Below are 14,633 nucleotides of genomic sequence, written 5' to 3'. Positions count from 1 at the left end.
TTCTTCCAACCCGATCTCGCGGGCAAGCGCTTCCACTGAACTGTCAGATCCTTCCATAAACCGTTAAACCCCAATGCTCGAAGATGGCGCCCGCGGAGCGGATCGCTGACCGCCGCGAAAGAATCATGCGGCGGCTACCGCGGCAGGCGTTGGCGCGGTGGTCCGGGTTGCTGTGGGGTGCATCGTGTGGGCCGGGCGCACGCTTGGAACAAGCAGCGCGAGCGATCAGGACGGGGAGCGATGTGCTATTCGAATAGCGATTCTAAATACCAGCGTAAAACTTTTGTGTTCTCGCAGCACGATTGCATTCTAACAATAGAAATTATTACATGGAAACATTTTCTGTAACAAACAATTAATCTGTTGCAATAAAGCCTCACTTCAGTACGTTCTTGCGGCGTAGCAATGTTCTTGGCGCCCCGCTTGCTACAACCGGAGTCTGGACAAGCACCGGGAGAAGCGAATGGACTGGAAAACGATCATGGGAGCGGCGCTGGCGATGGGCGCACTGGCGAATCCGGGCGGCGCGCTGGCCGCCGCGGGCGAGGTCACGATCAAGGTCACGCCGGAACGCCAGAGCCTGGCGAAAAGCGACAACGTGGTGGTCGACGTCACCGTCACCAACGCGACCGCGGCCACGCAATACCTGCTGAAGTGGCAGACGCCCTTCGGCGCCATCGAGGCCCCGCTGTTCGAGGTCACGCGCGACGGCCTGCCGGTGCGCTACCTGGGCATCCAGGTCAAGCGCGCGGCTCCCACGCCAGCCGACTACATCGCCCTCAAGCCGGGCGCCTCGCGCAGCGTGAAGGTCGAGCTGTCGGCGCTGTACGACATGGGCACCACCGGCGCCTACAGCGTGCGCTGGCGCGACGGCGCGACCCAGCTGTTCAGCCGTCCCGGCGTGGCGCGTACCGCCGCCCTGCCCGATGCCATGCCGGCCTCGATATGGATCGACAGCCGCCTGCCGCGCGGCGCGCTCGACACCGGCGGCGCCACGGCGGAAGGCGGGGGCCTGAGCTTCAGCCGCTGTTCGAACGCCCAGCAGGAGACGATCGCCGCAGCGGCGCAGGCCGCGCAGGCGATGGCCCAGGACGCCGGCGTCTACCTGCAGCGCACGGAGCTGGGCCCGCGCTATGCCGGCTGGTTCGGCGCCCCCGACCCGGCGCGCTCGTCCACGGTGACGCGCCACTTCGAGGCGATCAAGGATGCCTTCGCGAACAAGCCGGTGACGGTCGACTGCGGCTGCAAGGAGTCCTACTACGCCTACGTGTATCCGAACCAGCCGTACAAGATCTACGTCTGCAAGGCCTTCTGGAGCGCGCCGCTGACCGGCACCGATTCGAAGGGCGGCACCCTGGTGCACGAGATGAGCCACTTCACCGTGGTGGCCGGCACCGACGACCTGGCCTATGGGCAGCCGGCGGCCCGGCAGCTGGCGGCCAGCGATCCGGCCAGGGCGATCAACAATGCCGATTCGCACGAGTACTTTGGCGAGAATACGCCGGCGTTGCAGTAGTTATTTCTGGGTGTGGCTGAACATGACCGGCTCGGTCTGGAGTTCGGCCGTGGCATCGAGCTGGCGCACGTCCGCCAGCGCGTTGCCCTCGTAGCGGATCACATAGGTGTGCGTGCCCGGCCTGAAGGCGTAGGCGTGGGTGATGTCGATGGTGTGCGTGTGGGCCGAGTGCGGCGCCAGCTCGACGTAGTCGTCCAGGGTCAGGGGCCCGCGCTTGACCATGCGGCCGGTGTAGGGCACCGGCGCGTCGCCGGGATGCTCGCGCAGGTCGAACAGGCGGCGCGCCGGTTCGGTATCTGCCGCGATCTCGCGCGGCAGGCCGATCCTGCGCTCGCCGCGGTTCTCGATCCTGAAGGTCACCAGTACCTTGTCATGCCTGGCGTCGACGCTCAGGCTCGCATGCACATTCATGTCTTCTCCTTTGGCAGTGGCCAGCGGCAGCATCGCGCACAGCATGGCGCCGATCATCGTTCGCCTGTTCATGTCAGTCATGTCCGGTGCGCTTGAGGACGTCGATGTCGGTGATGACGACCGCTGCCTCGCCGGTGGAGCGGCCGTCGCCATCGACAACCGCGGCGGCCGCCACCTGCGTCCATATCTCGCGCCCATCGTCCTGAAGGTACAGCATCTCGATGCCGGGCACTACCCACTCGCCGCGCAGGGCCCGGGCGCCGGGAAAGTCCATGAACCCGACAGGGCGGCCGTCCTCGTGCCAGGCGCGCCAGCGCTCCCCGCGGACCCGGTCGATCGACGGCATGACGCCAGTCGGCAGGTAGTGGTGCATGATCCGGTTCGACAGCAGCATCGTGCCGTCGGGCTTCATGACGCAGACGCCCACAGGCAGGCTCTCGAATATCGTGGACAGCCTGGCTTCGCTCTCGCGCCTGGCTTCTTCTTCGCGCTTGCGGCGGGTGATATCGTTCGCCGCCCCGAACCATTCGACGATCTTTCCTTCGGCATCGAGTAGCGGGATCGCGCGCGAAAAGGTCCAGGCAACGCCGCCGTCCTTGCCGATGACCCGGTGCTCGAGTTCGAAAATGCTGCGCTCGGCGATGGCGCGCGAGATCGCGGCCTGGACCCGGGGCCGCTCTTCGGCGGGAATATAGGTATCGATCCAGCTTCGGCTGGGAGCATCGGTATTGGCGAGAAAGCCCTTGCCCTGCAGGACCCGCATCTCGCTCCAGTCGGCGCTCATCCGGTACAGGATGTCCGAGCTTGCGGTGACGAACAGGCGCAGACGCTCCTCGCTCTCGCGCATTGCCTCCTCGGCGGCGCGGCGGCTGGTGATGTCGAAGAAGGTCATCACCGCGCCGTCGATGCTGTGCCGGGTGGTGCGGTAGGGATGCACCCGCACGATGTAGTCGCGTCCATCCGTGCTGCGCACCTCGCGTTCCATCACCTGCAGGGTGACGAAGACCTGGGCCGCGTCTTCGGCAAGGCGTGGGGCATCCAGCCGGTTGGTGATGTGCAGCAGCGGCCGCCCGATATCCGCGGGGATCACGTTGAAGAAGTCGGCGATGCGCGGGGTGTAGCGCAGGATGCGCATCTCGCGGTCGAGGAAGATGGTGGCGACGTCGCTCGACGCCACCAGGTTGCCCAGGTCGTCGTGCGCCTTGGCGGCTTCCTCGGCGCGCCGCCGCAGATCCAGGTTGGTGGCGGTCAGCTCCCGGTTGGCGGACAGCAGCTCGTTGCGGCTGCGTTCCAGCTCGGCCGCGGCGGCGCGCAGCTCCTCGACCGTGGCCTGCATCTCCTCGCCGTAGATGCGCATCTCGCCGGCTGCGGCCTCCGCGTGTTCGATGGTCTCGCGCAGCTGGCGGCGGGTATGGCGCAGCTCCTCGTCGAGCTGGTCCAGCAGGGCCTGGTCCTGCGGCGGGACCGGCGCGGCCTGCGCAGCGAACTCCGGCAGTTCGACGAAGCGCACCAGCATCAGGCCCCCTTCCGCATGCGGGTCCTGGAAAGGCAGCACCTGCAGGTCGACCGCGCCGGCGCCCTGTTCCCGCTCGCAGCGCAGCGGGCCGGTGCTGGCCGGGCCTGCGCTCTTGCGGGCCTGGAACAGGGCCGCCCGCAAGGGCAGCTGCAGCTCCGGCAGCACCAGCCTGAGCAGCTCACGGGTCGGTTCGCCGCCGGCCTGGCGCAGGAAGCCCACCGCCTGTTCGGAAATGTGCAGGATGTCGCCCTCCGCATCCAGCAGGATGCTGGGCGGGGCCAGCTCGGCCGCCTTGTGCAGGTGGATCTCGGCGAACGAGAACAGCCGCCCGCGCCGGCTGGCGGGCGGCACGGCCGCGGCGCCGGCCTCGATGGGCAGTGCCGGTGCCGGGACCGCGGAAGGCAGCGGCACGGCCAGCGAGGCCGGCGAGCGCGCCACCTGCCTGGCCTGGTAGATCTTCCGCGCCGCGTCGACCGGCACGAACAGGTCGGTGGCCGCCTCCACCGACTCGGCACTCCCCAGCATCAGGTAGCCGCCCGGATTCAGCGCAAAGTGGAACTGCTGCAGCAGGTGGCGGTGCATCTCCCGGTTCAGGTAGATCAGGAAGTTGCGGCAACTGATCAGGTCGAGCCGCGAGAACGCCGGCTCGTGCAGCAGGTTGTGGCGCGTGAACAGGATCCGGTCGCGCAGGCTCCTGCGCACCTTGTACTGGTCGGCTTCGCGGGTGAACCAGCGCATCAGCTGCGGCTCCGGGATGGACTCCGCTATCGAGATCGGATACAGGCCGGCGCCCGCCGTCCCGATCGCATGCTCGTCGATGTCGGATGCGAATATCTGCCAGTCGGCGCCGCCGCCCTGGCGCACGGCCTGGTCGGCCAGCAGCATGGCCACGGTATAGGCTTCCTCGCCGGTGGAACAGGCCGCCACCCAGGCGCGCACCGGATCGCGGCCGGACCGGAACAGTTCGGGCAGCGCTACCCGGCCGAGCGACTCGAAGGCGTCGCGGTCGCGGTAGAAGCTGGTCACGCCGATCAGCAGGTCCTTCATCAGGGCGGGCGCTTCGGCGGAATCCTTCCGCAGCAGCTGGTAATAGTCCGCCAGGTCGGGCGTGCCGCGCACCTGCAGGCGCCGCTCGAGCCGGCGCAGCAGGGTCGAGCGGCGGTAGTGCGTGAAGTCGTGACCGGTGCGCTCGTGCAGGACCGCCAGCACGTCGCGCAGGGTCACCTCCGGGAAGGGTCCCATGTCGAGCGGAACACCGTCGAGCCGGTTGCCGGCGTGAGCCTTGCGGCGGATCGCGCCGAGGGTATCGCGCAGCTCGAGCAGCTTGCGCGGCATCTCATGGGCCGGGAGCACGAAATCGGCCATGCCGGACCCGATCGCCGAGCGCGGCATGCTGCCGTGTTCGGCGTCGCTCGGCAGCTGCACGATGGTCATGCCGCCCATCTCCTTGATGCAGGCAAGGCCGGCGGTGCCGTCCGACCCCATGCCGGACAACACGATGCCGATCGCGTATTCGTGGTGCGCGTCGGCCAGCGTGCGCAGGAAGATGTCGATCGCGACCGGACCACCACGGCTGCGCTCCAGGCGGCCGAGCACCAGCTCGCCGTCGCGCATGCTCAGGCTGCGGTCGGGCGGGATCACATACACCTTGTCGGGCAGGACGGGCATGGTATGGCCGACCTGCACTACCGGCATGTCGGTCGCGCTCTGCAGCAGCCTGTCGGCGGTGCTCGGCTCGCCCGGCGCCAGGTGCAGGATGACCACCAGCGCCATGCCGGAACTGGGCGGCATGTTCTGCAGCAGCGTGATCAGGGCCGGGTAGCCGCCGGCCGAGGCGCCGATGCCGACCACCGGAAATGGCAGGCAAGCGGGCGGTTTTTCTGTTTCCATGCCATGACATTAGCGCATGGGGGGCGGTGGCGGGCGCACAGCTCGTCCGGGTGTGGTGGGCACGGGGTGCCCACCCTACGATTCTGCGAGGATGGTGACCGCCACGCGCCGGTTGCGTGCGCGCCCGGCCGGGTCGTCGTTGGAAGCGACCGGCTGGTTGGCGCCGCGCCCGACCGCGGCCAGGCGGCGTTCCGGCACGCCGTTCTCGATGAACAGCCGCACCACGGTGGTGGCGCGCACCGCGGACAATTCCCAGTTCGAGGGGAAGGCCGCGTTGCCGATCGGAGTGGTGTCGGTGTGGCCCTCGACCTCGATCGCATGCGGATCGTCCTTCAGCAGGCCGGCAACGGCGGCGAGGGTTTCGCGCGCGTTGCCGGCGAGGCCGGCGTCGCCCTCGTCGAACAGCACGCTGGCGTTGATTTCGACGGTGATGCCGCGCGCCGTTTGCGTGACGCGCACCTTGCCACTGTTGACCAGCGGCGCCAGCACGCTATTGAGCTTGCGCGCCAGCAGGTCCAGGCGCTCGCGCTCGCGTTTGGCCGCCTCGAGCCGCTTGTGGGCGATGATGTTCGACAGCGGCAGCGCCAGCGGTTCGGTCTCCACCGAGGCATCGTTCCTGGTGGCGGCGCCACGGCCGCCGAAGGCATCGCCGAGCGCATCGGACAGCACCTTGTACTTGCCGGCATTGACCACCGAGACCGCGTACATCACGACGAAGAAGGCGAACAGCAGCGTGATGAAATCGGCGTAGGAGATCAGCCAGCGTTCGTGGTTCTCGCTGTCTTCGACGAAGCGCTTGCGGCGGGCCATGGTGTGCTCAGCCCCCGGTCAGTGCTGCGCCATCAGGCAGGCGATGCGTTCCTCGAGCACCCGGGTGGTGTCGCCGGTGGCGATGTCGTGGAACACGTCGGTCAGGATCTCGTACTGCAGCACGCGCTCGGCGACGATCCCTTTCAGCTTGTTCCCGACCGGGTAGAACAGCAGGTTGGCCAGGCCCACGCCGTACACCGTGGAGACGAAAGCGACCGCGATGCCGGCGCCGAGGCGCGAGGGGTCGCTGAGGTTTTCCATCACGTGGATCAGGCCCAGCACGGCGCCCAGGATGCCGACCGTCGGCGCATAGCCGGCCGCCGATTCCCAGATGCGGGCCGCCTGGCGCTCGCGCATTTCGTAAGTGTTAATCTCGGTGAACAGCAAGCTGCGCAGCTTGTCCGGATGGATGCCGTCGACCACCAGGCGCAGGCCCTTCTGGATGAAAGGATCGGCCTTGGCCATGTACTGTTCGAGCGAGAGCAGACCGTCGCGGCGCGCCGACAGGCTCCACAGGTGGATTTCGCGCGCCAGCTGCTGGCGGCGGTCGGGCGGCGGCGCGAACACCCATCGCAGCATGCGCAGGCCGCGGATGAAGGCGGACTTCTTGGTCTGCAGCAGCACCGCGCCGAAGGTGCCGACCACCACGATCGCGAACGCGGCCGGCTGCACCAGCGAGGAGAACTTGCCGCCGTCGAGAGTGTGGCCGACCAGGATGCCGGCGACGGCCAGCAACAGCCCGAGCAGGCTGGCTATGTCCACGCAAGCTCCCGCAGATAGGTACGCAGGCGGCCCACGGCCTGGCTGTGCAGCTGCGACACGCGCGATTCCGACACGCCCATCACCGCACCGATCTCCTTCAGGTTCAGCTCTTCCTCGTAATACAGGCCCATCAGGATCTTTTCGCGCGGCGGCAGGCTGTCGATGGCATCGATGACGGCCTGGCGGAAGTCGGTTTCGAGCAGCGCGCGCAGCGGATCGTCGTCGTCAACGGCATAGCGGTCGAGCCAGCTGTCGTTGCCGTCTTCGTCGTGGAAATCTTCGTAATAGACCAGCTGGTGGCCGCCGGAATCGCCTAGCATTTCCTGGTAGTCGGCCAGCGACAGCTTGAGCGACTTGGCGATCTCGGATTCGCTGGGCGGACGACCGAGCTGCTGCTGCAGCGTCGCCATCGCCTGCTCGACCTTGCGCATGTTCTGGCGGGTCGAGCGCGGCAGCCAATCGCTGCTGCGCAATTCGTCCAGCATGGCGCCGCGGATGCGCAGCACCGCGTAGGTTTCGAACTGGGCGCCGTGGTTTTCTTCGTAGCGTTGAATCGCATCGAGCAGGCCGATCATGCCTGCCTGTACCAGGTCATCGACTTCGACGGACGGCGGCAGCTTCGCCTTCATCTGGTGGGCGAGACGCTTCACCAACGGCGTGTGCTCCGTCAGCAAATGATTCTTGTCCGCTTTCCCTTTGACCGTGTACATGTTCTTTTAAAATTATGCCATCGCAAAACGACCCGCCAGGCGGCGGAATGCCACCGAAGCGCCCGCCAGCGGAAACGCGTCGACCACCGCGCGGCCGAGGCGCGCGGCGCGCTGCAGGTACTCGTCGGCAGGCACCGAACCCATGGAGCTCAGCGTTACTGCCAGGTAACGTGTTGCCGCTGATGACATATTATCGTATACCACCTTTGCCTCGGCTTCGGTAGCGCCGGTGACAAGGATACCGAAAGGACGACGGCCAAGATGTTGCGACAGTCGCTTCACCAGCGCGTAGGCGTTGGTGATCGAGGTGGCGGAGGTCGAGACCTGCACCACGATCTCCGACGACGCCATGATCGGCACCGGGAAGCTGTCGTCGTCGGAAAATTCACCGTCGACGATCACGATACTGCCGGCCGACTGCTTGACCAGCACGTCGAAGGTCTTGGCCAGGCGGCGGGCGTCATCTATCGTCATTCCCGCGGAGGCGGGAATCCAAGCTTGGGTTCCCGCCTTCGCGGGAACGACGTTGGAAGACGCGGGAACGACGTTGGAAGACGCGGGGACGACGCCGTTCATCTTCACCACGGAAAACCCCTGCGGCACGGTCTGGATGACCTGGTTCAGCGCGCACTCCTGGCGCGCCACCTGCAGCAGGCCCGGGCTGCGGTCCACGCCCAGGCGCTGGGCCACGCCGTAGTCGCGCTCGCAGGCGTCGACGATCAGCACGTCGTTGCCGCTCTGCGCCAGCGAAGCGCCGAGGTTGACCAGCATGGCGCCCTTGTCGTCCTGCGGGGTCGCGGAAAGGAAAGTCACGATGCGCGGCTTGGGGCCCGCCAGCATCCGGCGCAGGCCTTCGGCCTGGTCGAAGTCAAAACTAGCCAACGTGCACCTCGCGCAGCGAACGGTCGTTGTTCAGGTTGCCCAGGCCCGACATCATCAGCGGCAGGTCGGCGTCGTTGAACTGGGCGGCGGCCTCGCGCTTGTTGCGGAAGGCGCGGTCGATCAGCATGGCACGGTCGGCCAGGTGCAGGTCTTCCGGCACGCGCTGGCCATTCGAAATGTAATAGAGGTTCAGTTTCTGGCGCACCAGCACGTCCAGCACGTTGCCGATCGACGCGGCTTCGTCCAGCTTGGTCATGATGCAGCCGGCCAGCCCGGTGCCCTGGTAGGCGCGCACCACTTCGTTCAGGGTCTCGTTGGTCGAGGTCGCGTTCAGGCACAGCAGGCGCTGCACGTTGGCGCCACTCTCGGTCAGCATGGCCACCTGCTCGGTCACCATCTGGTCGCGCTGCGACATGCCGATGGTGTCGATCAGCACGGTGTGCTTGTTGCGCAGTTCCTTCAGCGCGATGCGCAGGTCGGCCTCGTCCTTCACGGAGTGCACCATCACGCCCAGGATCTTGCCGTAGATGCGCAGCTGCTCGTGACCGCCGATACGATAGGCGTCGGTGGTGATCAGGGCCAGCTTCTCGGGACCGTGGCGCATCACGCAGCGCGCCGCCAGCTTGGCGGTGGTGGTGGTCTTGCCGACGCCGGTCGGGCCGACCAGGGCGAACACGCCGCCGCGGTCGAGGATCGCGTCCTCATCCGACATGGTGGTGATGTTGCGGGCCAGGACAGTCTTGATCCAGCGCAGCGATTCGGCGCCATCCTTGCCGGCCGGGAGCTTGTCGATCAGGTAGCGCGACAGGCTGGCCGAAAAGCCGGCCGCCAGCATCTCGCGCAGCACGGCGGCCTTCTGCGGCTCGCGCTGCTGGGTCGAGCCCCAGGACAGCTCGGACAGCTGGGTCTCCATCATGCCACGCATGGCGCGCAGCTCGCTCATCATGCCCTGCATCTCGGCGGCGGCGGCGTTGGCAGCGGACTCCTTGGCCTGGGCGATGGCGGCCGACATCATGGCGGTCATCGCGGCCATGTCGAAAGCGGGCGTTTCCGGCTGCGGTGCGCGGCGGTTGGCGTAGGTGTGCGGGGCCGGTTCTTCGAAATCGTGGAAGGATGGCATGGCCGGGCGCTGCATCGGGGCGCGCTGTAGGTCGGCCGATGCGGCCGGCTCGGCCTGGATGTTGCTGAAGCTGCGGGCTGCCGGGGCGTCGTAGGGACGAGGCGCGCCTGCTTCGTGGAGGGTGCGTGCGGCCGGTGCTGCCGGCAGATCGTCCATGTGGTGCAGCTGGGGACGCGGCGCCGCCATTTCCGATTCCGGCGACGGCGAGGACAGCGAGGCGACATCGTCGTTGTCCAGCGCCAGGATCTCGACCACGCCATCCACCGGGCGGTTCGACAGGATGACCGCGTCCGGTCCCAGGGCATCGCGCACCTTGCGCAGGGCCTCACGGGAAGTCGGGGCTGTAAATTTCTTCACGTTCATCGTTGGTCTCCGCGCTTGCAGGCAGGTGTTGCAGGTTAATCGTCTTGAACAGGATTATTGACGATGCCGCAGGGAAACCATCGGGGGAAAAGGACGGGGAAATATGCCTATTTCCCCAAAGCAGGATTTTGAAGGCCGATTTATCAGGCCGTACCCACCAGGCTCGTCACTCGAATCGTCTTCGTCTCCGGAATCTCCGAATGCGACAGCACCTTCAATTGCGGCAACGCCCGGCGCAGGAAACGCGACAGCAAGGTACGCAGCGGACCCGGTACCAACAGCACCGGCGTCAAGCCCATCGCCTCCTGCTGCTGGGCGGCGTTGGCCGCTTGCTGGACGATGGTGTCGGCCAGGCCCGGCTCGATGCCGGTGCCGTCGCCGCCGGCGTTCAGGGCCTGGACCAGCAGGCGCTCGAGGCGGTTGTCCAGGGTCATGACGGACAGCTCGTTGGTGCCCGGGAACAGCTGCTGCACGATGGCGCGGCCGAGGGCGATACGCACCAGCGCGGTCAGGTCGTTCGGATCCTGGGTCGAACCCGTGTGCTCGGACAGGGTCTCGATGATGGTGCGCATGTCGCGGATGTGCACGCCTTCCTGCAGCAGGTTCTGCAGCACTTTCTGCAAGGTCGACAGCGACACGACCTTCGGCACCAGGTCCTCGACCAGCTTCGGCGCATCTTTTGCCAGATGGTCAAGAAGTGCCTGCACTTCCATACGGCCCAGCAGTTCCGAAGCGTGGGTGGTGATCAGGTGGTTCAGGTGGGTCGCGATCACGGTGCCGGCATCGACCACGGTATAGCCCATGCTCTGCGCTTCGTCCTTCAGGCCGGCGTCGATCCAGATCGCCGGCAGGCCGAAAGCCGGGTCGGTGGTCACCAGGCCCGGCAGCGTGCCACTGGCCATGCCCGGGTTGATCGCCAGGAACTGGCCGTTCATCGCCTCGCCGCTGCCGACTTCCACGCCTTTCAGCGTGATGCGGTAGGCCGAGGGTTTCAGTTCGAGGTTGTCGCGGATGTGGACTGGCGGCGCCAGGAAGCCGACTTCCTGCGCGAATTTCTTGCGGATGCCCTTGATGCGCTTGAGCAGCTCGCCGGCCTGGCCCTTGTCGACCAGTGGAATCAGGCGGTAGCCCACTTCCAGGCCGAGGGTGTCGACCGGCATGACGTCCTGCCAGGTCGCCTCTTCCTGCTCGGCCGGCGTGGTGGCGGCCGCGGCATTGGCGCCGGCCGCGCCCCCTGCCCCGCCGGCCTGGCCTGCGGCGCCTGCCGCCGCGCCCTGCGCCCGTGCCGGCGCGTTCTTCTGGCGCTTCTCCACCAGGTAACCGGCGCCGAACAGCGCGCTGCCCAGCAGCAGGAACACCAGGTTCGGCATGCCCGGGATCATGCCCATGCCGCCGATGATGGCGCCGGTGATGTACATAACGATCGGGCGGCCGAACAGCTGGCCGACCACCTGGTCGCCGACGTCCTGGTCGCTGGCCACGCGCGAGACGACCATACCGGCCGCGATCGAAATGATCAGCGACGGGATCTGCGCGACCAGGCCGTCACCGATGGCCAGCAGCGTGTAGTTCTTGACCGCGTCGCCGAAGGCCATGTCGTGCTGGATCATGCCGACGATTAGGCCGCCGATCACGTTGATCAGGGTGACCAGGATGCCGGCGATTGCGTCGCCATGCACGTACTTCGAGGCACCGTCCATCGCGCCATAGAATTCCGCTTCCATTGCCACGTCCGAGCGGCGCTGCTTGGCTTCCGCTTCGCCGATCAGGCCAGCGTTCAGGTCGGCGTCGATCGCCATCTGCTTGCCTGGCATCGCGTCCAGGGCAAAGCGCGCGCCCACTTCCGCGATACGGCCGGCACCCTTGGTGACGACCATGAAGTTGATGATGGTAAGGATGATGAACACCACCAGGCCGACCGTGTAGTTGCCGCCGATGAGGAAGTGGCCGAAGGCTTCGATCACCTTGCCGGCCGCCGCGCCGCCGGTGTGACCCTCGGTCAGCACCACGCGGGTCGAGGCCACGTTGAGTGCCAGGCGCAAAAGGGTCGTCACCAGCAGCACCGCCGGGAAAGCCATGAAGTCGAGCGGCTTGACCGTGTACAGCGCGGTCAGCAGCACGATGACGGACATCGCGATGTTAAAGCTGAAGAAAAGGTCGAGTGCAAATGCCGGCAGCGGCAGGATCATCATCGACAGCAGCAGGATGATGAGGATAGGCGCCGCCAGCGCGTTGCCGCGTCCCGCGATTGCCTGGGCCCAGGCCGGCAGTCTAAAACCGTTCATTCTTGATTCCTTGATTGCTTCTTCATTTGTTCGCTTGGTGGGCACGTTCGTAATGCTTCGCATTACCCCACCCTACCGTGTTTCGCAGGCTGGGCACCCTGTGCCCACGCCACGTCATGTCTGCTGCTTTTGGGAGGCCGGATTGAACGGGTCCATCTCCGGCGGCACCGGCAGCTTGTTCGGACGGTCCGGATAGTGGTCGCTACTGCCCTTGGTATAGGCGCGCAGCTGGTAGACATAGGCCAGCACTTCGGCCACCGCCGAGAACAGGGCTTCCGGAATCTCGTCGTCGATGTCGGTGTGCTTGTACAGCGCACGGGCCAGGGCCGGCGCTTCCAGCAGCACGACCTTGTTTTCCTTGGCGATCTCGCGGATCTTGGCCGCGACTTCGTCGGTACCCTTGGCAACCACCTTCGGCGCGCCCTTCTGGCCATCGGCGTATTTCAGCGCCACCGCGAAGTGGGTCGGGTTGGTCACGACCACGTCGGCAGTCGGCACGTTGCTCATCATGCGCTTGCGTGCCATCTCGCGTTGCATCTGGCGGATCTTGCCCTTGATCTGCGGGTTGCCGTCCGATTCCTTCGATTCCTGGATCACTTCCTGGCGCGTCATCTTCAGCTTGTTGGCGTAGTGCCATTTCTGGTACGGGCCGTCCAGCAAGGCGATCGCACCCAGCGAAGCGACCATGATCATGAAGGCGCGCGCGATCAGGCCGCCCAGGTGGGCGGTGGCGGTGCCGAGCGGTTCGACCGCCAGGCCGATCACGGCATCCTTCTCGCTCATCACCACATACCAGGCGACGGCGCCGACCAGCAGGGTCTTGGCGACGGCTTTCAGGAGTTCGACCAGCGCATTGGTCGAGACCATGTTGCCAATGCCATTCATGGGATTGAGCTTGGCGAAATTCGGCATGAAGGATTTGGCAGTGAAATTCCAGCCACCGATCAGCAGCGGCGACACCACGGCGACCAGCATGATGGCCAGCGCCAGCGGCAGGCAGGCCAGGATCACGGCGCCGATGTCGGCGGTGACGCGTTCGATGAGGACGTTCGGGTTGTAGATCTGCTCGCGATCGAGCGACAGGCCGCGCTGCAGCGTGGTGGACAGCTTGTCGACGACGCCGCCGCCCAGCATCCACAAACCGGCACCGGCAGTCATCAGCACCGTGAAGGTGGCGACTTCGCGCGAGCGGGGAATGTCGCCGTTCTTCCGTGCGTCGCTCAGCCGTTTGGCTGACGCTGGTTCAGTCTTCTCTGCGTTGCTTGCTTCTGCCATGCTGTTCCCGCTTCTGCTCCTGTTGGGCCGGCTGCGCAACCGGCTTTGATCAGGATGGGATTATTCCAGATGTTGCCCTGAGGCTATAGATTGAACAGGCGGGGAAAGACCGGCCTTTTCGTTCCCGGGTGAACGGGAAGGTTAAAAAGCGTGAGAATTCTCAGCAACAATTACTGTACACTGATGTGTTACGGACAAGTGTTAGAATATTCACATTCCTGTTGCAAATTTTTCTGACTAAAGGATGAACATGAAGAAGATTATGGTTACCGGCGCAATCCTGGCTCTGCTGTCGGCACAGGCCCTGGCACAAGACACTGCGGGTTCGGCTGCTTCGAACGCAGGTAACACTGCTGCTGCCCAGACTGGCACCGCATCGACCGGCGCTGCATCGACGGGTACGTCCGGTGGCTTCCTGACCGGCGGCACCGTTGCCGGCGTGTCGACCGCTACCGCAGTTGCTATCGGCTCTGCAGTTGCCCTCGTTGCCGTTGCAGCGTCGGACGACTCCACCACCGTTAGCCACGCGACCACCACCCACCATTGATCGAATGGCGGGACATTAGTAGTGCCCCAGCCTTGTGTTCTGGTTAATAAAAGCGGCCCGCAAGCATGAGGGCCGCTTTTTTACGGCAGGTCCCGGACCGCTAAGTGGAAAATTAAGCACACTTTTTTGCAGACAGTTACCGGACAAGCCAGCTTTTAATGAAGCAAGGCAACATATAGTTGCTATAATCGCTTGGCAACAAAGTATTGCTGCATCGCCCCTATTTGAAACTAAGGACTATCATGAAAAAGATCATCGCCACTGGCGCAATCCTGAGCCTGCTGTCGGCACCGGTGCTGGCACAAGAAACCGCTGCTGCTTCGAACGCAGGTAACGCCGCTGCTGGCCAAACCGCTAGCGCCGCTGGCACCACCGGCACCGCCGCTGGCGCTGCTACCTCGGGCGGCTTCTTCGGCACCGGCGCCGTCGCTGGCCTGTCGACCGGTACTCTGGTTGCTGTCGGCGCCGCTGTTGCGGCTGTCGCTGTTGCCGCTTCGGACAACGACTCGACCACCAACCACTCGACCACTACCCACCACTAATTGT

12 protein-coding genes are annotated in these 14,633 nt (G+C 65.6%); 3 read left to right on the top strand and 9 right to left on the bottom strand.

Features of this window, described 5'->3' with window-relative positions; translation table 11 throughout:
* The first annotated feature begins 463 nt into the window (after nucleotides 1-463).
* On the top strand, nucleotides 464-1,516 hold the full coding sequence (locus NX782_RS09495) for a M35 family metallo-endopeptidase (RefSeq protein WP_258845209.1): 1,053 nt from the start codon (nucleotides 464-466) through the stop codon (nucleotides 1,514-1,516).
* On the opposite strand, the gene NX782_RS09490 is transcribed toward NX782_RS09495, so the two are convergent.
* The 9 genes from NX782_RS09490 to flhB all read right to left on the bottom strand — a co-directional run bounded on the left by NX782_RS09490 (nucleotide 1,517) and on the right by flhB (nucleotide 13,540).
* Entirely contained in the window at nucleotides 1,517-1,999 is a 483-nt protein-coding gene (locus tag NX782_RS09490; RefSeq protein WP_258845208.1) for a hypothetical protein, read from the bottom strand.
* 1 nt (nucleotide 2,000) lies between these two features.
* Complete coding sequence (locus tag NX782_RS09485) at nucleotides 2,001-5,333, bottom strand: CheR family methyltransferase (RefSeq protein ID WP_258845207.1); 3,333 nt, start codon at nucleotides 5,331-5,333, stop codon at nucleotides 2,001-2,003.
* 75 nt (nucleotides 5,334-5,408) lie between these two features.
* Complete coding sequence (motD, locus tag NX782_RS09480; protein WP_258845206.1) at nucleotides 5,409-6,143, bottom strand: flagellar motor protein MotD; 735 nt, start codon at nucleotides 6,141-6,143, stop codon at nucleotides 5,409-5,411.
* Nucleotides 6,144-6,161: 18 nt separating this feature from the next.
* A complete protein-coding gene (locus NX782_RS09475; RefSeq protein WP_258845205.1) occupies nucleotides 6,162-6,905 on the bottom strand; it encodes a flagellar motor protein in 744 nt (247 codons plus the stop codon).
* Nucleotides 6,896-7,615 carry an RNA polymerase sigma factor FliA gene (locus NX782_RS09470; RefSeq protein WP_258845204.1) on the bottom strand — a complete coding sequence of 240 codons (720 nt, stop codon included), beginning with the start codon at nucleotides 7,613-7,615 and terminating at the stop codon, nucleotides 6,896-6,898. The genes NX782_RS09475 and NX782_RS09470 overlap by 10 nt, the downstream gene beginning before the upstream one ends.
* 12 nt (nucleotides 7,616-7,627) lie before the next feature.
* Nucleotides 7,628-8,497, bottom strand: a complete 870-nt coding sequence (locus tag NX782_RS09465) for a MinD/ParA family ATP-binding protein (RefSeq protein WP_258845203.1) — start codon at nucleotides 8,495-8,497, stop codon at nucleotides 7,628-7,630.
* Nucleotides 8,490-9,980, bottom strand: a complete 1,491-nt coding sequence (flhF, locus tag NX782_RS09460; RefSeq protein ID WP_258845202.1) for a flagellar biosynthesis GTPase FlhF — start codon at nucleotides 9,978-9,980, stop codon at nucleotides 8,490-8,492. The genes NX782_RS09465 and flhF overlap by 8 nt, the downstream gene beginning before the upstream one ends.
* 143 nt (nucleotides 9,981-10,123) lie before the next feature.
* Nucleotides 10,124-12,265: a flagellar biosynthesis protein FlhA gene (gene flhA, locus NX782_RS09455; protein ID WP_258845201.1), complete on the bottom strand. Its 2,142-nt coding sequence runs from the start codon at nucleotides 12,263-12,265 to the stop codon at nucleotides 10,124-10,126.
* Between the two features lie 114 nt (nucleotides 12,266-12,379).
* Complete coding sequence (flhB, locus tag NX782_RS09450) at nucleotides 12,380-13,540, bottom strand: flagellar biosynthesis protein FlhB (RefSeq protein WP_258845200.1); 1,161 nt, start codon at nucleotides 13,538-13,540, stop codon at nucleotides 12,380-12,382.
* Nucleotides 13,541-13,790: 250 nt separating this feature from the next.
* Between flhB and NX782_RS09445 the strand changes: the two genes are divergently transcribed.
* Both NX782_RS09445 and NX782_RS09440 read left to right on the top strand, forming a co-directional pair.
* Nucleotides 13,791-14,087, top strand: a complete 297-nt coding sequence (locus NX782_RS09445; protein ID WP_258845199.1) for a hypothetical protein — start codon at nucleotides 13,791-13,793, stop codon at nucleotides 14,085-14,087.
* A gap of 242 nt (nucleotides 14,088-14,329) precedes the next feature.
* Nucleotides 14,330-14,629 carry a hypothetical protein gene (locus NX782_RS09440; protein WP_258845198.1) on the top strand — a complete coding sequence of 100 codons (300 nt, stop codon included), beginning with the start codon at nucleotides 14,330-14,332 and terminating at the stop codon, nucleotides 14,627-14,629.
* Nucleotides 14,630-14,633: the final 4 nt, after the last annotated feature.

Origin of the sequence: Massilia norwichensis (assembly GCF_024753245.1) — a bacterium.
In the GTDB taxonomy this organism is placed as follows: Bacteria; Pseudomonadota; Gammaproteobacteria; order Burkholderiales; family Burkholderiaceae_D; genus Telluria; species Telluria norwichensis.
The sequence above is the reverse complement of the archived record's forward strand: the minus strand, read 5'-3'. Positions and strand labels throughout refer to the sequence as shown.

What these genes read in the sequence shown, in the direction of transcription:
- NX782_RS09440 (WP_258845198.1), top strand. Translation starts at nt 14,330, where the DNA reads ATGAAAAAGATCATCGCCACTGGCGCAATCCTGAGCCTGCTGTCGGCA.
- NX782_RS09495 (WP_258845209.1), top strand. Translation starts at nt 464, where the DNA reads ATGGACTGGAAAACGATCATGGGAGCGGCGCTGGCGATGGGCGCACTG.
- NX782_RS09490 (WP_258845208.1), bottom strand. Translation starts at nt 1,999, where the DNA reads ATGAACAGGCGAACGATGATCGGCGCCATGCTGTGCGCGATGCTGCCG.
- flhF (WP_258845202.1), bottom strand. Translation starts at nt 9,980, where the DNA reads ATGAACGTGAAGAAATTTACAGCCCCGACTTCCCGTGAGGCCCTGCGC.
- flhB (WP_258845200.1), bottom strand. Translation starts at nt 13,540, where the DNA reads ATGGCAGAAGCAAGCAACGCAGAGAAGACTGAACCAGCGTCAGCCAAA.
- flhA (WP_258845201.1), bottom strand. Translation starts at nt 12,265, where the DNA reads ATGAACGGTTTTAGACTGCCGGCCTGGGCCCAGGCAATCGCGGGACGC.
- NX782_RS09470 (WP_258845204.1), bottom strand. Translation starts at nt 7,615, where the DNA reads ATGTACACGGTCAAAGGGAAAGCGGACAAGAATCATTTGCTGACGGAG.
- NX782_RS09445 (WP_258845199.1), top strand. Translation starts at nt 13,791, where the DNA reads ATGAAGAAGATTATGGTTACCGGCGCAATCCTGGCTCTGCTGTCGGCA.
- NX782_RS09485 (WP_258845207.1), bottom strand. Translation starts at nt 5,333, where the DNA reads ATGGAAACAGAAAAACCGCCCGCTTGCCTGCCATTTCCGGTGGTCGGC.
- motD (WP_258845206.1), bottom strand. Translation starts at nt 6,143, where the DNA reads ATGGCCCGCCGCAAGCGCTTCGTCGAAGACAGCGAGAACCACGAACGC.